The organism is Streptomyces sp. NPDC015242 (assembly GCF_043079125.1).
Classification (GTDB): Bacteria; Actinomycetota; Actinomycetes; order Streptomycetales; family Streptomycetaceae; genus Streptomyces.
In genome coordinates this window covers 174,165-192,292 of the sequence record NZ_JBIBUF010000005.1, presented here as the reverse complement: position 1 = coordinate 192,292, position 18,128 = coordinate 174,165, and the positions used below count along the sequence as shown (strand labels likewise).

The 18,128-nt window shown below is 72.4% G+C and carries 14 protein-coding genes; 7 read left to right on the top strand and 7 right to left on the bottom strand.

Annotated elements, in window-relative coordinates; translation table 11 throughout:
- Positions 1-195 precede the first annotated feature (195 nt).
- A complete protein-coding gene (locus ACF07N_RS18660; protein ID WP_392114044.1) occupies positions 196-1,887 on the top strand; it encodes a PHP domain-containing protein in 1,692 nt (563 codons plus the stop codon).
- Positions 1,869-2,396, top strand: a complete 528-nt coding sequence (locus ACF07N_RS18655; RefSeq protein ID WP_392114042.1) for a hypothetical protein — start codon at positions 1,869-1,871, stop codon at positions 2,394-2,396. The genes ACF07N_RS18660 and ACF07N_RS18655 overlap by 19 nt, the downstream gene beginning before the upstream one ends.
- Before the next feature lie 174 nt (positions 2,397-2,570).
- On the opposite strand, the gene ACF07N_RS18650 is transcribed toward ACF07N_RS18655, so the two are convergent.
- From ACF07N_RS18650 to ACF07N_RS18625, 6 genes are all read right to left on the bottom strand, one after another.
- Positions 2,571-5,444 (bottom strand): glycoside hydrolase family 2 TIM barrel-domain containing protein, encoded by a 2,874-nt coding sequence (locus ACF07N_RS18650; RefSeq protein ID WP_392114039.1) that lies wholly within the window; start codon positions 5,442-5,444, stop codon positions 2,571-2,573.
- 12 nt (positions 5,445-5,456) lie between these two features.
- Positions 5,457-6,338 carry a carbohydrate ABC transporter permease gene (locus tag ACF07N_RS18645; RefSeq protein WP_383331250.1) on the bottom strand — a complete coding sequence of 294 codons (882 nt, stop codon included), beginning with the start codon at positions 6,336-6,338 and terminating at the stop codon, positions 5,457-5,459.
- Positions 6,335-7,300: a carbohydrate ABC transporter permease gene (locus ACF07N_RS18640; protein WP_392114036.1), complete on the bottom strand. Its 966-nt coding sequence runs from the start codon at positions 7,298-7,300 to the stop codon at positions 6,335-6,337. Before ACF07N_RS18640 ends, ACF07N_RS18645 begins: the two co-directional genes overlap by 4 nt.
- Positions 7,301-7,320: 20 nt before the next feature.
- On the bottom strand, positions 7,321-8,586 hold the full coding sequence (locus tag ACF07N_RS18635) for an ABC transporter substrate-binding protein (RefSeq protein ID WP_392114034.1): 1,266 nt from the start codon (positions 8,584-8,586) through the stop codon (positions 7,321-7,323).
- A 164-nt stretch (positions 8,587-8,750) separates the two neighbouring features.
- Entirely contained in the window at positions 8,751-10,007 is a 1,257-nt protein-coding gene (locus ACF07N_RS18630; RefSeq protein WP_392114032.1) for an ROK family transcriptional regulator, read from the bottom strand.
- Positions 10,008-10,242: 235 nt separating this feature from the next.
- Positions 10,243-10,701 carry an STAS domain-containing protein gene (locus tag ACF07N_RS18625; RefSeq protein ID WP_392114030.1) on the bottom strand — a complete coding sequence of 153 codons (459 nt, stop codon included), beginning with the start codon at positions 10,699-10,701 and terminating at the stop codon, positions 10,243-10,245.
- A 136-nt stretch (positions 10,702-10,837) separates the two neighbouring features.
- Here ACF07N_RS18625 and ACF07N_RS18620 point away from each other — a divergent pair, with 136 nt between their 5' ends.
- Entirely contained in the window at positions 10,838-11,188 is a 351-nt protein-coding gene (locus ACF07N_RS18620) for a helix-turn-helix transcriptional regulator (protein WP_392114027.1), read from the top strand.
- Position 11,189: 1 nt separating this feature from the next.
- On the opposite strand, the gene ACF07N_RS18615 is transcribed toward ACF07N_RS18620, so the two are convergent.
- Positions 11,190-12,446: an FAD-binding protein gene (locus tag ACF07N_RS18615; RefSeq protein ID WP_392114024.1), complete on the bottom strand. Its 1,257-nt coding sequence runs from the start codon at positions 12,444-12,446 to the stop codon at positions 11,190-11,192.
- 177 nt (positions 12,447-12,623) lie between these two features.
- On the opposite strand from ACF07N_RS18615, the gene ACF07N_RS18610 reads away from it, so the two are divergent.
- From ACF07N_RS18610 to rsgA, 4 genes are all read left to right on the top strand, one after another.
- Positions 12,624-13,631 (top strand): hydroxyacid dehydrogenase, encoded by a 1,008-nt coding sequence (locus tag ACF07N_RS18610; protein ID WP_383338430.1) that lies wholly within the window; start codon positions 12,624-12,626, stop codon positions 13,629-13,631.
- Between the two features lie 130 nt (positions 13,632-13,761).
- The gene (locus ACF07N_RS18605; protein ID WP_383338432.1) at positions 13,762-15,087 is read left to right on the top strand and encodes a radical SAM protein; all 1,326 of its coding nucleotides are present in this window, start codon (positions 13,762-13,764) and stop codon (positions 15,085-15,087) included.
- 184 nt (positions 15,088-15,271) lie between these two features.
- Positions 15,272-16,765 (top strand): cellulose binding domain-containing protein, encoded by a 1,494-nt coding sequence (locus ACF07N_RS18600; protein WP_392114019.1) that lies wholly within the window; start codon positions 15,272-15,274, stop codon positions 16,763-16,765.
- Positions 16,766-16,962: 197 nt separating this feature from the next.
- Positions 16,963-18,102 carry a ribosome small subunit-dependent GTPase A gene (gene rsgA, locus ACF07N_RS18595; RefSeq protein ID WP_392114016.1) on the top strand — a complete coding sequence of 380 codons (1,140 nt, stop codon included), beginning with the start codon at positions 16,963-16,965 and terminating at the stop codon, positions 18,100-18,102.
- The last annotated feature ends 26 nt before the right edge of the window (positions 18,103-18,128 follow it).

Sequence of the window (18,128 nt, the reverse complement as noted above, 5' to 3'; positions counted from 1 at the left end):
TGAGCGCCGACCAGTGTGACGAACAAGGCGAGTTGAGGAAACAGTGAGAGACGGGGAGATCCGCCGTGCCGGGGCCGCCCGCCGCTCATCCCCTGGTCGTTCAACGTTCACCTTTCGCCTCGATCCTCCACACGCGGCGTGGCCACACGCCGCGGAAGGCAGCCGCCGCACCGGTGGCACACAGGAGGCGCTTCAATGGGACACGGGCACGCACACGGCCATCACCACCACGGGCACGACCACGAGCACGAGGCCGCACCGGCCCTGCCCGCCGCCTTCGACACCTCCGTCCCCGACGAGGCCCTCACCCCCGAGCAGGCCTCGCGCCGCTCGCTGCTGCGCCGCGCCGGCCTGCTCGGCGCCGGCCTCGCGGCCGGCAGCGTCCTCGCCCAGGCCGGGCCCGCCGCCGCCTCGTCCGGCGGCCGCCGGGGCGGTTTCCTCTGGCTCGCCGGCGACCACCACATCCACACCCAGTACAGCAGCGACGGCAAGTACCGCGTCGTCGACCAGGTCCGCCAGGGCGCCAGGCACGGCATGGACTGGCTCGTCATCACCGACCACGGCAGCGCCACCCACGCGAGGATCGGCGTGGAGAAGGTCAACCCCGACATCCAGGCGGCCCGCTCCGCCCACCGCGACACCCTCGTCTTCCAGGGCCTGGAGTGGAACATCCCGGCCGCCGAGCACGGCACCGTCTTCGTGCACCCGGGCAAGAACGAGGTCGCCGTCCTCAAGCAGTTCGAGACCGACTACGACGGCAGCGTCAAGAACGCCTCCGACTCCACGCCCGCCAACGAGGCGCTCGCCGTCGCGGGCCTGAGCTTCCTCGCCGAGCAGGTCAGGCGCCGCAAGGTCAAGGACGCCCTGATGCTCGCCAACCACCCGGCCCGGCGCGGCGTCGACTCCCCGCACGAGATCCGGGCCTGGCGTGATGCCTCCGGCCCCGGCCGGCAGATCGCCGTCGGCTTCGAGGGCGCCCCCGGCCACCAGGCCGCCGGCCTGCCCGCCCCGCTCGGCATGGGCCGCGCACGCGGCATCTACGACAACAACCCCGGCGCCAACTCCTTCCCCGGCTATCCGCCGGAGAGCTACCGCACCTGGGGCGGCTTCGACTGGATGACCGCCACCGTCGGCGGCCTGTGGGACAGCCTCCTCGCCGAGGGCAAGCCCTGGTGGATCACCGCCAACTCCGACTCCCACCAGGTCTACGCCGACACCGCGGTGCGCGGCCCCGGCGGCGACTTCAACGCCAACGGCCGCTACGAGGACCCCGTCTACGGCGGGAAGATCGACATCACCCAGGGCGACTACTGGCCCGGCCAGTACAGCCGCACCCACGTCGGCGCCGACGGCTTCTCCTACGCCGCCGTGATGGACGGCATCCGCGCCGGCCGCGTCTGGGTCGACCACGGGCAGCTCGTCGACGCCGTGGACGTACGCGTGTCGGGCGGCGGCCGCTGGGCCACGCTCGGCGGCGCGCTGCACGTCAGGAAGGGCACCCGGGTCACGCTCACCGTCGACGTGACCCCGGCCGGCGGCCCCAACTGGGCCGGGTTCCTCCCCGAACTGGCCCGCGTCGACGTCATCCAGGGCGACGTGACGGGCCCGGTCGCCGACCGGGACACCTTCACCGCCCCGACCGCGAAGGTCGTCAAGGCGTACGACGTCAGCAAGGCCACCGGCACCGTCCGCCTCACCCTCGACCTCGGCCGCGTGGAGAAGCCCGTGTACCTCCGGCTGCGCGGCACCGACGGCAACCGGTCCGCGGTCGGCGCCCTCGGCGCGGCCGTCGACCCGGCGGGCCCCGCGCTCGACGTCGTCGGCGACGCCGACCCCTGGCGCGACCTGTGGTTCTACACCAACCCGGTGTGGGTCCTGCCCTCGTGACGCCGTACACCCTCACCGTCGACCCGCGGCTGCGGGAACTGCGCGCGGCCGACCACCTGCTGCGCACCCTGGCGGCCGGACTCGCCCTCCCGGAGGACGCGTTCGGCTGCACCCACCTGGTGCGGGGCGACCGGCCCCGGGTCGTGCTGTCCCTCGCCCTGCCCTCGGAGCCGCTGCACCGCACCGCCGTGGAGCGGCTCACGGGCCTGGGACACCCGGTGTCGCCGGGCGTTCCCGACCGGATGGGGCGCGCGGTGCTCTACCCGGGCGCCGGGGCGCTCACCGGCACGCTGACGGTCGCGGACCTGCTGGCCCGGTCCGCGATCGACCGGGTGGCCGTCCTCGGCACACCGGAGCCGCCCGCGCCCGCCACCCCGCTGGCGACCCGGGACCACGTGCGCCCCCAGTGGCAGGACGGCCTGCTCGTCCTGACCGCCATGCCCGCCGCGGGCGGCACCCTCGTCCCCTTCGAGGTGCCGGACCCGACCCCGTGCTGCGCGGACCACTGACACCGGCCCGGGCGGGACCGCTCCTCGCCGTGGTCCGGGGCACGACCCCGGTCGCCCCGGCCGCAGGGGCGATCCGCCTCCCGCTCGCCGGGGCCACGCTGTCCACCCCGGTCCGGGGGCCGGGCCGGCCGGCGGCCACGGAAACGGCCGGCCGGCCGTCGCGGCCGTCCCGTCTCACCCGGTGGTCGAGAACACGAACGAGAACTCCGCGGGCTCGGCGTTCAGGTAGTACTGCGGCAGCGGGCCGGGGCCGCACGACTGTGAACCGATGCCGTGCTGCCCGTGGTCGAGGTTGACCCACACCGTGTCGCCGGGCACGAGGTCGGTGCGGTGCCGGGCCGCGTCCAGCTGCTCCGTCGTCCAGCGCCGCGCGGTGAACCAGAACTCCGGGTCGCCCTCGATCCGCAGCCCGCCGAGCTCGACCCAGCGCACGTCGGCCCGGGCGCCGTTCTCCTGCGGCCGGACGTACGGCGTCTGCAGCCCGTCCACCGTCGACCGCCAGCGGCCCACCATGGACGCCGCCCGCGTGTCCGGGTACGCCTCGCCGGGACCGCCGCCGAACCACTCCACCGCTTCGGCCTCCGGCAGGCCGAAGCGCACCCCGAGCCGGGGCAGCGGCACCGTCCAGTCGCCCTCGGGCGTCACGGACACGGACAGCCGCAGCCGCTCGCCGTCGGACGTCCAGCGGTACACCGTGCCCAGGCCCACCTCGCGGGCGGCGGGCGCCACCCGGGTGCGGACCGTCAGCGCGTCGTCGCCCGCCTCGACGGACACCAGGCGGTGGCGCATCCGGTGCAGGCCGAGCGTGCGCCACAGATGGCCGTAGCGGGTGTCCGACTGCCATACGGCGCCGTCGTCGTTGTCGGTCGTCGCCCGCCACACGTCCAGACGCGGTGTCGCCCCGACCGCCACCGCGCCGATCGAGAGCAGCGCCCCGGTCCGGGCGTCGAACACGGCCGGTCCGAGCGTGATCCGGTCCCCGTCGGGCACGGGCTTGTCGGTCGCGGGGAAGGTCGGCAGCGGCCGTGCCCCGACGGCGAACTGGCCCCAGGCCACGACGTGGTCCTTCGCGGCCCAGGAGGCGTCGTCCGCGAGCAGCGCACGCACCGTCCACTGGCGTTCGCCGCCCCGGCCGTCCGCGGGCGGCTCGGGCAGCTTGACCTCGGCGCTCTCGCCCGGCGCGAGCGCCGGCACCGCGAGGGAACCCGACTCGACGGTCTCGCCGTCCACCTGGCAGGACCACTCGAAGGCCAGCGCGGACAGGTCGGCGAAGTCGTGCTTGTTGGTGATCCGCACCGTGCCGTCGGCCCCGTCGCCCTCGATGCGGACGGGCTCGATGACCTTCTTGTACTCGATCAGGCCCGGCGACGGCGTCCGGTCCGGGAAGAGCAGCCCGTCGCAGACGAAGTTGCCGTCGTGCAGTTCCTCGCCGAAGTCGCCGCCGTAGGCGTAGCCCAGCCCGGGGTGCTCGACGCCGTGGTCGATCCACTCCCAGATGAAACCGCCCTGGAGCCGCTCGTGCTTCTCGAACAGCTCCTGGTAGTCGGCGAGTCCGCCCGGCCCGTTGCCCATCGCGTGCCCGTACTCGCACTGGATGAACGGCAGTTCGCGTCGCCTGCGGGTGCCGCCGTCGAGCCGCCGGCCGATCCGGTCGACCTCGTCGTGGAAGGCGTACATCCGCGAGTAGACGTCCGTGTCGCGGCAGTTCCAGTCGCCCTCGTAGTGCACGAGCCGCTCGGGGTCGCGCGCGTGGATCCACTCGGCCATGGCGGTGAGCCCCCGGCCGGTGCCGGCCTCGTTGCCCAGCGACCAGAACACGACCGACGGGTGGTTCTTGTCCCGCTCGACCATCCGCGCGGCCCGGTCCAGCAGGGCCGGCGTCCAGCGGTCGTCGTCGACGGGGTTGTCCCGCCAGTCCTGCTCGGTGAAGCCGTGGGTCTCCAGGTCGCACTCGTCGACGACCCACAGCCCGTACTCGTCGCACAGGTCCAGGAAGGCCGGGTGCGGCGGATAGTGCGAGGTGCGCACGGCGTTGAGGTTGTGCCGCTTCATCAGCAGCACGTCCTCGCGCATGGTCTCCAGGTCGAGCGCGCGGCCCGTCCGCGGGTGCCACTCGTGCCGGTTGACGCCCTTGAAGAGGACCGGCCTGCCGTTGACCTTGACCAGCCCGTCCTCCAGGACGACCGTGCGGAACCCGACGCGCAGCGGGATCCGCTCGCCCCCGGTGTCCAGCACACCGTCGTACAGCTTCGGCGTCTCGGCGGTCCACGGCTCGACGGCGACGGTGACCGGCTCGCCGGTGGCGACATCGATGTCCAGGGCCGGGACGGTCACCCGCCCGTCGACGTCGCAGTCGACACGCAGGGTGCCCTCGCCGGTGGTGTGGTCGTAGGAGGCGTGCACGAAGAAGTCGCCCGCGGAGCCGGCCGGGCGGTGCAGCAGCGTCACGTCACGGAAGATGCCGGGCAGCCACCACTGGTCCTGGTCCTCCAGGTAGGACCCCGCCGACCACTGGTGGACCCGGACCGCGAGCACGTTGCGCCCCGGCTTCAGCAGGTGCCCGACCGCGAACTCGTGCGGCAGCCGGGAGCCCTTGAACTCGCCGAGCTCCGTGCCGTTCAGCCACACCCGGGCGCAGGACTCGACGCCGTCGAAGCGCACCACCGCACCGCCGTCCGACGGCCAGTCGGACGGCAGCTCGAAGACGCGCAGGTGGTCACCGGTCGGGTTCTCCGTCGGCACGTGCGGCGGATCCACCGGGAAGGGGTAGAGGTGGTTGGTGTAGATCGGGGACCCGAACGCCCCGTCGCCCTGGAGGACCCAGTGCCCGGGGACCGTGACCTCGGCCCAGTCCCCGGCGTCGTGGCCCTCCTCGGCGAACGAGTCGTCCTCGGCGCCGGCCGTGGCCGACAGCCGGAAGCGCCAACTGCCGTTCAGCGACAGCGACCGCGCGTCCGAGGACGCGTACCAGGCACGCGGCGGCAGGGTCCCGCGGCCCGGGGAGACGTCCTCGACGTAGTCGGCGGAGGGGGTCGTGCGGAAAGACATCGGTCTCCTAGCTCAGCCCTTGATGCCGGTCTGCGCGATCCCCTGCACCAGCCAGCGCTGGAGGAAGAGGAAGACGAGGACCAGGGGCAGGATCGAGATGGCCGTGGCCATGAAGATCAGGTGGTAGTTGACGGTCTGGTTCGTCATGTACGACGACAGCGCCACCTGGACGGTCCAGGCGCTCGGGTCCTGGCCGATGACCAGGGGCCACAGGAAGGAGTTCCAGCCGTTGATGAAGGTGATCGTGGCGATGGCCGCGAAGAAGTTCAGCGAGTTCGGCACGACGACACGCCAGTACGCGCCCCAGTAGCCGAGCCCGTCCACGCGCGCCGCCTCCTCAAGCTCCTTCGGGAACCCCAGGAAGTACTGCCGGAACAGGAAGCACGTGAAACCACTGAAGAGGCCCGGGATGATGAGCCCCCGGTAACTGTCGACCCAGCCGAGGGACGACACCAGGACGAAGCTCGGCACGAACGTGACCGCCGTGGGCACCATCAGGGTCGCCAGGACGGCGTAGAACACCTTGTTGGCGTGCTTGTACGGGATCCGGGCGAGGCCGTACCCGGCGAGCGAGCAGATCAGCAGGATGCCGGCGGTGTGCAGGACGGCGACGACCACGGAGTTCCACAGGGACCGGGCGAAGTCGACGGTGACGTCGTCGAAGGGCTCGGTGAAGTTGCTCCACTGGACGGAGCCGGGGAACCACTTCCACTCCTCGCCCGTGATCTCGGGGTCCGTCATCAGCGCGTTGCGCACGATCAGGTAGAAGGGGACCAGGAAGAGGACCGCGGCGACACCGGTCGCGAGGTACAGGCCGGTGTTGCCGAGGACGCCGCCCCGCCTGCCCCTGACCGGCTCCGTGGCCTTGTCGAGGTCGGGTGCTGTGATGGTCACTTGGACTCCTCACCCCTTCCGAAGCCCATGAGCTTGCCCTGGAACAGCGTGACGACGCAGATGAGCAGGGTGAGGACGACCGCGCCCGCGCTGCCCACGCCGTAGTTCTGGTTCTCGCCCAGCGCCATCTTGTACAGCTCGACCAGCGGCGGCTGGCCCCAGGTGGCCTTGGGCAGCAGGTTCCAGAACTCGTCGAACGCCTGGTAGGCGGCGACGAGCAGGAGCAGGATCACCGCGGTCGAGGTCGCCCGCAGCTGGGGCAGCGTGATGTGCCGGAAGGTCTGCCAGCCCGGCTTGGCGCCGTCGATGGCCGCGGCCTCGTACAGCTCCCGCGGGATGTTCTGCAGCGCCGCGATGAACAGGATCATGTAGAAGCCCGACTGGAGCCAGAGGCGGACGGTCACGATGACCAGCCAGTACCAGGGCGGATCGGGGTTGGCCAGCCAGGCGACGTTGTCGATGCCGACCCAGCCGAGCACGGTGTTGGCCAGACCGAAGCGGACGCCGTTGAAGATGGACATCTTCCAGATCAGCGCGGCGGCGACATAACTGACCGCGGTGGGCAGGAAGAACACCGACCGGAAGAACGCCCGCATGAAGGTCAGCCGGTTCACCAGCAGGGCGAGCCCCAGCGACATCGCCCAGGTGGCGGGCACGATGAACGCGGCGAACACGGTGAAGGTGACGAGCGAGCTGAGGAAGTCGTCGTCCGTCAGGATCGACGCGTAGTTCTCGAAGCCCACGAACTCGCTCGGCGTGACCGTGAAGCGGGCCTCGAAGAAGCTGAGCCAGATGCTCCAGCCGATGGGCACGAAGACGAAGATCACCAGGCCGAGGAGGAACGGGCCGGTGAAGAGCCAGAAGTTGAAGGTGCTGCTCGCCCTGAGGCCCCGCCGCGGCCGGCCCTCGGAGCCCTTGGCCGGGGCGGGGGAGGCGACCCCGCGTGTGGTGGTGGTCGACATGTCGAGATCCGTCCGGTGGCCTATCCGAAGAGCTTCTTGAGCTCGGCGTCGACCTTCTTCTCGGCGGCGGCCAGCTGGGCCTTGGGGTCGCCGTCCTTGCGGACGGTGTTGGCGATCACGTCCCAGAACGCGGCGATCATGGACTGCGTCCAGCCGATGTTGTCGAAGTGGCCGAACTCGTTGAAGAGCTTGACTCCTTCGGCCGGCAGACCGGACTTCAGCTTGTCCGCGGACCGGGCGAGGGAGGTGCGCGGCGGGATGTGGAAGCCGTAGGAGGTGGCGAAGTCCTCCTGGTACTGCTTCTGGTCGATCCACAGCCACTTGACGTATTCCTTGGCAGCTTCGACGTTCTTGCCCTTGGCGTTGACGAACATCGACCAGCCGCCGTTGTAGACCGACTGCTTGCCGGCCGAGCCGACCTTGGGGAACGGGAAGATGCCGATGTCGTCGCCGAGCGCCTTCTGCATGGCCGGCATGGCCCACATGCCGCACCACTGGATCGCGGTGAGGCCCTGGATGAAGGCCGACGGGTCCCAGGAGTCGGCGGGGGCGTCGAGGAGCAGGTTGCCACTGGTGAAGAGAGCGCGCAGCTGCTTGAGGCCGTCGGCGACGGCGTCGGTGTTGAAGGCGGGCTTGTTGTCCGCGGTGAGGGTGTCGGCGCCGGCCGACCAGATCAGCGGGCGGTCGATCGACGTCAGGTCGTTGCCGAGGAAGATGCCCTTGACCTTGCTGGTGGTCAGCTTGTCGGCGGCCTCGAGCAGTTCCTCGAGCGTGGTCGGGACCTCGATTCTCGCTTTCTCGAACAGCGAGGGCCGGTAGAAGAGGAACTGCGGGTCGTCGATCATCCGGACGCCGTATATCTTGCCGTCGACCGTGTGGGACGTGATGTCGGCCTGGTTGAAGTCGTCCTTGACCGGCTCGATGATGTCGGTCAGGTCGGCCACCTGCCCGCTCTTGACGAGCTGGATCTGCGGGTGGAACTCGAAGACGTCGGGCGCGTTGTCGGTGAGCAGCGCGGCGAAGAGCTTCTGCTCGAAGTTGTTGCCCGTGATCCACCGGGTGGTCACGTCGGCGTCCTGGTAGGCCTTGGCGTAGCGCTTGACGGCCTGTTCGACGCCGGTTTCGCCGTACGCGTGGAAGTACTGCACCAGGTTCTTGCCCGAACCGGACCCGCCGCCCCGTCCGGTGTTGCTGCCGCAGGCGGCCAGTCCGCCGGCGGCGGCCAGGCCCATCGCGGCCCGCAGTACGGTTCGGCGGTCCCAGTTGCTGTTGCTCGATGCCGACATGCTGACGTCCTTGTCTCGAGTACGGCTGCGGCTCAGGGGGTGCGGTGCGGGACGCTAGAGCTTCGGCTAAGGCTTCGGCAAGGGGTTGGACGAAGTCGGTGCGAAGCGTTGTCTCCGGTTCGCTATATCGAACACCCGAAGGGCGTGGGGGAGTGCCGGCGCCGCTACGAGGGCGGCGCGGTGGCCCGGCCGCGCACGGCGGCGCGCGTGCCGTTCTTCTGCCCGACCGCCTGCAGCGCGCCCTCCAGGGCGAACGTCGCCGCGCCCAGGCACACCGAGTCGGTGGGGATGGGCGAGAGGACGATCTGCGTGGCGGCCAGCGGCCGGGGCAGCGCGTGCCGGGTCACGGCGTCGCGCACCTCGCGCAGCAGCGGCTCGCCCAGGGTGCGGGCGACCCAGCTGCTCAGCACGACGATCTCGGGGTTGAAGAGGTTCACCAGGTCGGCGATCCCGGCGCCCAGATAGCGGGCGGTCTCGTGGACGGCCCGGAGGGCCACCGGGTCGCCCGCGACCACGCCCCGGGCCAGCGCGTCGATGGTCGCCGTCTGGTCCTCGGGGTGGAGCAGCGCGCTGCCGGGGCCGATCTCGCGCAGGTTCAGCATGATGCCGCGCGCGCCCACATAGGCCTCGACGCAGCCGTGGTTGCCGCACCGGCACAGCCGTCCGTCCAGCACCATCGTGGTGTGGCCCCACTCGCCGGCGCTGTTGCTCACGCCCCGGTGCAGCCCGCCGCCCAGCACCAGCCCGGCGCCCACCCCCGTGCCCAGGTTGACGATCACGGCGTTGCCGCGCCCGCGCGCGGCCCCGAACCACAGCTCGGCCACCGCGCTGGCGCGCAGCGGATTGTCCAGGTACAGCGGGTAGGCGATGTGCTCGGTGAGCAGGTCGAGCAGCGGCACGTCGTGCCAGTCCCAGTTGGGGGCGTACTCCGCGATGCCGGTGGCCCGGTCCACCTGTCCCGGTACGCTCACGCCGACCCCGAGCACCCGGGCGCCCTCGACGCCGGCCTGGGCGACCACCGAGCCCACGGCGGTGGCGACGTGGCCCACCACCTGCTCGGGCAGGCTCTCGCCGGGCCGGACGTCCTCCTCGGCGCGGGCCAGCACGTTCAGCCCCAGGTCGAACAGCTCGACGTGGACGTACGTCTCGGCGATGTCGACGCCGATCAGCGCGCCCCCGGTGGTGTTGACCGCGACCAGGCCCCGGGGGCGGCCGCCCGCGGAGTCCTCGAAACCGACCTCCGTGATCATGCGCAGGTCGAGCAGTTCACCGACGAGGGTGGCGACCGTCGCGAGACTGAGGCCGGTGGCGGCCGCCAGTTCCTGCCGTGAGGTGGGGGACGCCGCGATGATCTGGCGCAGCACCTCGTAACGGTTCGCGGTGCGGATGTCGCGTGATGTGCGCTTCACCGGGGTGCCCATCCCTTCCCAGGCCGGCTCGTGCCGGGGCGGCATCGGCACCGGCGCGGCGCAAGGCTATGGGGCCGCCGCACCTTTCGACAAGGGGTTTGGAAAGGGGCTTTATAAAGTACCGGCCGCGGTGTCGCGGAGTGTCGTGCGGTGGCGTGCCCATGATGCCCCAGGGGGAGAGGCCGGCCGCCTCAGGGGTGCGGTGCGGAGGTGTTCGGCGTGCCGGTGGTTCGCGGGTGCCGGGCGTTCAGAGCGCCGCCGGCCGGGTGGCCGCGGCGGGCACACCGCCCTCCGGCCGGACGGGTGCGTGCCCCGCCTCCGCGAAGAGGTCCCTCGTGCCGGTCAGGTCGAGCAGGCGTCCCACGGCACTCCCGGCGGAGCGGACGGTGACCGTCCGGCCCCCGGCGAGGGCGTGGGCGCGCAGTTCCAGCAGCACGCCGAGGCCGGCGCAGTCGCAGAACGCCACCGCGTCCAGGAAGAGGTCGACGCCGCTCGTCGACGAGGCGAGGGCCCGCTGGAGATCCGGGAGGAGGCGCCGGCTGCCCAGGTCCAGTCCGCCCGACAGCATCACGGCCGTCCGGTCGCCGTCCGGCCTGACCTGCAGGCCGGCCGTGCAGGGCGGCAGCGCCGCGGACACATCGTCGCTCGCGGTCCATGCGGCGCCCCTCCCGGGCCCGGACCGCGCGGCGTACGCAGGCTCCGGCATGGCTGTCGCTCCCTCTTCCGCTCGCCCCGCCTTCGTCTCCCAAGCGTTGCCCGTCCACCCCACGCACGTCAACCGATACATGAAATGAAGTACGTGTTTTTGGGTGCGCGAATGTCCGGTCGGTAAAGTGTGGGCCATGGATGGAGTGCCCGAGCCACACACCGGATGGACGTTCCTCACCAACCACGCCCGCGTGCTGGCGGCCATCGCCGACAACCACAGCGTCCGGATCAGGGACATCGCGGCCCACTGCCGGCTCACCGAACGCGCTGTCCAGAAGATCATCTCGGACCTGGAGCGGGACGGCTACCTCTCCCACACCCGCGAGGGCCGCACCAACACCTACCGGATCGACCCCGGCAAGGTGCTGCGGCACCCCGCCGAGGCCGGCCTGACCGTGGCGTCCCTGCTCTCGCTGCTGCTGCGGGACGAGGCGGACCGCACGGTGCCCCCGGGCACGCCGAGCCGCCCGCACGCCACGGCGTGAGCTACGCCTCCGCGAGCACGTCCCGCACGAACGCGTTGGCGAACGTGCCGCGCGGGTCGAGGTCCCGGGCCAGTGCGCGGAAGTCGTCGAGCCGCGGGTAGAGCCCGCGCAGCGCCGACGCGGGCAGGGCGAAGACCTTGCCCCAGTGCGGCCTCGCCCCGAAGGGGGCCAGTGCCTCCTCCACCCGCCGCACCACCGGCAGCACCGCCCGCGTGTCCGCCACCCACGTGAAGTGGGCCGCCACGGTGTCCCGCCCGTGGGACGGGCTCAGCCACTGGTCGTCGGCGGCCACCGTGCGCACCTCGCAGGTCTGCAGGACCGGGGCGACGGTGTCCCGGATCGCGTCCAGGGCCCGCAGCATGTCCACGGCGTGCCCGCGCGGCAGCAGGTACTCCGACTGCAGTTCCTCCCCGCTGCTCGGCACGAACTCCGCCCGGAAGTGCGGCAGTCGCTCGTGCCACGGCCCGGGCACGCCGAACTGCTCGGTGCAGTTCACGGCCGGCATGCCCGGCACCGGGTGCATCTTCTCGGTGGCGGGCGCGGCCCACGGGAAGGCGGGCAGCGGCTGGTCGGCGCGCCGCTTGAGCCACACCTGCCGGAAGCCCGGCGCCCGCCAGTCGGTGAACAGGCTGACGCTGTACGCCGTCGCCATGACCGTTTCGAACGCCCCCGCGTCCAGCCCCTCCAGCGGCAGTTCGGTGAACACGTGCTGCTCCACCTCGTAGGCCGGCTCCAGGTCGAGGGTGAGCGCGGTGACCACGCCCAGCGCGCCGAGCGACGTCACGGCCCCGCCGAACCGCTCCTCGTCCCGGCCTATGGTCACCGTCGACCCGTCGGCCGTGACCAGCTCCACCTCGCGGACGGGCGCCGAGAGCGGCCCGTTGAGCACCCCGGAGCCGTGCGTGCCGGTCGCGACCGACCCGGCGACCGAGATGTGCGGCAGGGACGCCATGTTGGGCAGCGCGAGCCCCTGCGCGTGCACCCGCCGGGCCAGCTCGGCGTAGCGCACACCGCCGCCGACCCGGACCGTGCTGGCCGCCGTGTCGACCTCCACCTGTGGCGGCAGCTCCGCCAGCGACAGCAGGACGCCCTCGGTGCCCGGCTCGGCTATCGCGTTGAACGAGTGCCCGCTGCCCAGCACCCGCACCCGGTCGCTGTCCGCCACGAGCGCGCGCAGTGCGTCCAGCGAGCCAGGCCGGTGCAGTTCCTTCGCCGCGTAGGTGATGTTGCCCGCCCAGTTGGTCACGGTCCCGTTCATCGCGTCGTCCTTCCCCGAGGCAGCGAGGGCCGGGAAGGCCCCCGCCGGAACCTACCCCGGCCGCCGTGCGTTGCCGCCGCCGCCCGGGTCGGCCTACCGTGGAGACGTTGCAGAGAGCGGTTTCTGCCCGGTCGTCGAGGACCGCTCCCGCGTGTCACGAGTGGGAAGGTCACCTCCTTGAGCCAGCGCCCCCCGGCACTGTTCGCTATGACCGCCGAGCACGTGCCCCAGGTCTTCCCGCCCGGCGTCCTGGCCCGGCTGCGGGCGTCGGTGGACCTCGACCCCGGTCTCGTGGCGGAGGACTTCGGCGACCCCGCCGTCCTCGGCGCCCTCGCCCGGACCGAGATCCTGGTGACCGGCTGGGGCTGTCCCCGGCTCGACGAGGCGGTCCTGGACGCGGCCCCCCGGCTGCGGGCGGTGCTGCACTCGGCCGGTTCGGTGAAGTCCTTCACCACCCCGGCGCTCTGGGAGCGCGGCATCGCCGTCTCCTCGGCGGCCGCGGCCAACGCGCTGCCGGTCGCCGAGTACACCCTCGCCATGATCCTGCTCGCCGGGAAGGACGTGCTCGCCGCCCGCGAGCGGCTGCGCGCCACCCGGGCGCCGGCCGGCTGGGGCGTCGTCCCCGGCATCGGCAACCACGGCCGGCGCGTCGGCGTGATCGGCGCCTCCCGCATCGGCCGCCGCGTCCTCGAACTGCTCCGCCCCTTCGACCTGCGCCCGGTCCTCACCGACCCCTACGTCGACGAGCCGGAGGCCGCCGCGCTCGGCGTCCCCTTGCTGCCGCTCGACGAGCTGCTGCGCACCAGCGGCATCGTCACCGTGCACGCCCCCGAGACGCCCGAGACCCGCCACCTGATCGGCCGCCGTGAGCTGGCCCTCATGCCCGACGGGGCCACGCTGATCAACACCGCCCGGGGCTCGCTGGTCGACCACGATGCCCTGGTGGCGGAGGTGCGCGCCGGGCGCCTGACCGCGGTCCTCGACGTCACCGACCCCGAGCCGCTCCCCGCCGGCTCGCCCCTGTACGACCTGCCCGGGGCGTTCGTCACCCCGCACCTCGCGGGCTCCCAGGGCAACGAGCTGGCCCGGCTCGGCCTGGCCGTGACGCGGGAGGCGGAACGGCTGCTGGCCGGGGACGGCCTGGCCCACGCCGTCGACCCCGCGGCCCTGTCGCACACGGCCTGACGGCGGCCCCGGGGTCACGAACCGGGCGATTCCCGGCAGAGGTGCCGGCCCGGGGGGACCCGGTACCGCTCACGCGCACCCATGGGCATACCGTGAGGAGTCGTACGTCCGAGCCGGGAGGAGACACGGGATGGGCAGCGGCAGCCGTACCGCGCTGGTCGAGGATCTGATGGAGCGGTTCCCGCACGTCCCGCGGGAAGCCGTCTTCAAGGAGGACCTGCTCCGCGGCGGTGTGGCCTTCGACCCGTCGGCGCTCAGCGACAACGAGGACGGCGAGGTCAAGCCGAAGTCGTACTTCATCTTCTCCTTCGACCACGGCACCCTGCCCGAGCTGGGCGAGGCCGCGCTGCGCCGCCCGCCCGAGGAGATCATCCTCACTGGCGGCCCCTACGACCTGCGCCGCACGGTCGTCTCGGTCCGGGTGAACCCCGCCTCGCCCTACCGCGTCGCCGCGAACGAGGACGGCGTGCTCGGCCTCTACCTCGACGGCAGGCGCATCTCCGACGTCGGCGTGCCGCCGATGCCCGAGTACTACCGGCACACCCTGGCCAACGGGAAGTCGGTCATGGAGGTCGCCCCGACCATCCAGTGGGGCTACCTGATCTACCTCACGGTCTTCCGCGTCTGCCAGTACTTCGGCGCCAAGGAGGAGTGCCAGTACTGCGACATCAACCACAACTGGCGCCAGCACAAGGCCGCGGGCCGCCCCTACACCGGCGTCAAGGACGTGGAGGAGGTGCTGGAGGCCCTGGAGATCATCGACCGCTACGACACGGCGAAGACCTCCACCGCCTACACCCTCACCGGCGGCGCCATCACCAAGACGGTCTCCGGCCGCGACGAGGCCGACTTCTACGGCCACTACGCCAAGGCCATCGAGGAGCGCTTCCCCGGCCGCTGGATCGGCAAGGTCGTGGCCCAGGCCCTGCCGCGCGACGACGTCCAGCGGTTCAAGGACTACGGCGTGCAGATCTACCACCCCAACTACGAGGTGTGGGACGAGTACCTGTTCAAGATGTACTGCCCCGGCAAGGAGCGGTACGTCGGGCGCGACGAGTGGCACAGGCGCATCCTCGACTCCGCCGAGGTCTTCGGCGCCCGCAACGTCATCCCGAACTTCGTCGCCGGAGTCGAGATGGCCGAGCCCTTCGGCTTCAAGACGGTCGACGAGGCCATCGCCTCCACCACCGAGGGCCTGCGCTTCTTCATGTCGCACGGCATCACGCCCCGCTTCACCACCTGGTGCCCGGAGCCCACGACGCCGCTCGGCAAGGCCAACCCGCAAGGCGCGCCCCTGGAGTACCACATCCGCCTGCTCCAGGCGTACCGGCAGACCATGGAGGACTTCGGCCTCTCCTCGCCCCCCGGCTACGGCCCGCCCGGTGCCGGCAACGCGGTCTTCTCGGTCAGCTCCTTCATGGACAGCCTGCCCGCGGACGAACCCGTCGAGGTCTGACCCGCCCCGCTCGAGACGGACCGGCCTCCGGTGCGTATACAGTCCCGTCGGCCGGGCTCCGGGATTCGAATACGCGGCTTGTCAGTTGTGTCGGAAGCGTGAAAAACTCCTCCCCGCCCCGAGGTTCCCCCCAACTCCATTGCCGACATGGTGAGTTGACCTCGTTTGCGGATGCAGGAGACTCATGCCCGACCTGCCGACCCCTCAGGACGCCACCGAGGCCGCGCTGTTCTCCGAGTGCTGGGACGCGGTCCTCGCCTACGCCGACCTGTGCACGTCCGGCTCCACGGCCGCCGCACAGCTCGGCCGCGAGGCGTTCGCACACGGCATGCGCGAGGCCCGCGCGGCGGAGGCCGGGCCCGTACGGGGCGCCGGCCGCCGCCCCGCCCGGCTGCCCCGCATCCCGCTGCTGCTGACCGCCGTGCGCACCACCGCGGCGGCCTGGGAGGAGGACGGGCAGGGACACAAGCTCGACCCCGACCTGCGGCTGTGGCTCAACTCGGACAAGGCCGCCCGCTACACGGGGCCGCCCCTGCGGCGCCCGCTCGCGCTGCGCGGCCTGCGCGACCTGCAGCAGGCCGACGCCGAACTGCTGTGGCTGGCCGAGGTGGAGGCGCTGCCGCTGTCCCTCGTCGCGCGGCGCCTGGGCCTCGACCCGGCGACCGCCGCCGAGGAACTCGAGCAGGTCCGCACCCTGTTCCGGGACCGCTGCCACCGCAACCACCTCGACACCCCGATGGACGCCGAGTGCCGCAGCTACGCCCGGCTGCTGGACGCCGTCACGCGCGCCCCCGCCGCCGACACCCCGGGCGACCTGTCCCGGCACCTCGCCACGTGCGTGGAGTGCGCCGAGGCCGCCGCCTGCCTGCGCCTGCACGGCGGCGGACTGCCCGGGGCGCTGGCCGGCGGGGTGATCGGCTGGGGCGGTCTCGCCTATCTGGAGCGCCGCCGCCGCGCGGCCGAGGTGCGGCTCGGCACCGGCCGTCCGGGCACGCCGCACCGGGCGGCCGACGACCCGGAGGACGGGACGCAGAAGGCCCGCGTCGCCCGCAACGGCCTCCTCGTCGCCGCCGTCCTCGTCTCCGCTCTGGCGCTCGGCGTGTCCCTGATGCCCTTCGGCGGCTCCGGCGACGAGTTCGGGGCCCGCGACGACGCCGGCCGCCAGCCCGTGGCCGACCCCGGCCCGTCCCTGCCGTCCGCCCCGTCGCTGCCGCCCGCCACGTCGCAGCCGGCCGGCCGTGCCGCGGGTGGCACCGAGGAGCCGGACCCGCCCCGCTCGTCGGAGAGCGGCGACCGCCGCACCGGCCCGCAGGGCACCGCCTCGCCCACCGAGCGGGCCGCACCCGCCGAGCGCGAACGGTCCACCTGCCGGGTCGAGTACGACCTGGTGAACCAATGGCCCGACGGCTTCCAGGCCACGGTCAGCCTCACCAGCACCACCGCCCTCGACTCCTGGCGGGTGTCCTGGTCCTTCCGCGACGGCCAGCAGGTCGGCCAGATGTGGGACGCCTCCGTCTCCCAGGACGGCTCCCGCGTCACCGCCACCGCCGCCGACTACAACAAGTCCGTTCCCGCCGGAGGCGACCTGGCCTTCGGCTTCATCGCCTCCTGGCGCGGCACGAACTCCCCGCCGTACGACTTCACGCTGAACGGCCGGGAGTGCGTGAAAAGCGGTTGACGCGCCCGCGGCCCGGCGGGATACGGTGACGCCGGTCGCTGCCGCAGGAGCACGACCGGTCGAGGAACGAGGAGGTGTTGACCGATGGCTGTCTTTGCGATGAGCGCTGCCCGCATCCAGTCCTTCACGTCCACCTCCATGGCCACCGGCTGATCCGACCGTCGTCGAGCCGGGGCCGACCTTGGAAAGGGTCACCCTTGACTTCCAGCTCCGCTTCCTCCGTTTCCCGCGCGCTCAGCCCCTACGGCTGGGACGACGCGTGGGCGGACGAGTTCGCCCCCTACGCCGCCGAAGGGCTGCTGCCCGGACGCGTGATCCGGGTCGACCGCGGGCAGTGCGACGTCGTCACCGCAGGCGGGACGCTGCGGGCCGACACCGCGTTCGTCACCCCGCACGACCCGATGCGGGTCGTCTGCACCGGTGACTGGGTCGCCGTCGAACCCGGCGGCAACCCCCGCTACGTCCGCGCGTACCTGCCCCGCCGCACCGCGTTCGTCCGCTCCACCTCCTCCAAGCGGTCCGAGGGACAGATCCTCGCGGCCAACGTCGACCACGCCGTCGTCGCCGTGTCCCTCGCCGTCGAACTCGACCTCGGCCGCATCGAGCGGTTCCTGGCCCTCGCCTGGGAGTCCGGGGCACAGCCCGTCGTCGTCCTCACCAAGGCCGACCTCGTCCCCGACGCCGTGACCCGCTCCCACCTGGTGCAGGACGTCGAGACCAGCGCACCCGGCGTGCCGGTCGTGCCCGTCAGCGCGCGGGACGGGGACGGGCTCGACGTGGTCGTCGCGCTCGTCTCCGGCGGTACGTCCGTGCTGCTCGGCCAGTCCGGCGCGGGCAAGTCGACCCTCGCCAACGCGCTCCTCGGCGAGGACGTCATGGACGTCCGGGCCACCCGCGACGTCGACGGCAAGGGCCGCCACACCACCACCACCCGCAACCTGCTCGCCCTGCCCGGCGGCGGCGTCCTCATCGACACGCCCGGACTGCGGGGCGTGGGGCTGTGGGACGCCGAGAGCGGCGTCGGGCAGGTGTTCTCGGAGATCGAGGACCTGGCCGAGCGGTGCCGCTTCCACGACTGCGCGCACGAGGCCGAACCCGGCTGTGCCGTGCTGGCCGCCGTGGATTCCGGTGAACTGCCGGAACGGCGGCTGCACAGCTACCGCAAGCTGCTGCGCGAGAACCAGCGCATCGTCGCCAAGACCGACGCCCGCCTCCGGGCCGAGATCCGCAAGGAATGGAAGCGGAAGGGGGCGATCGGCAAGGCCGCGCTGGAGGCCAAGGGGGCGACCGGCAGGGCCGCGCTGGAGGCCGGGCGGGGAGCGCACCGGCGCTCCTGATCACGGTGTCCGATTTCCGCCAGCGG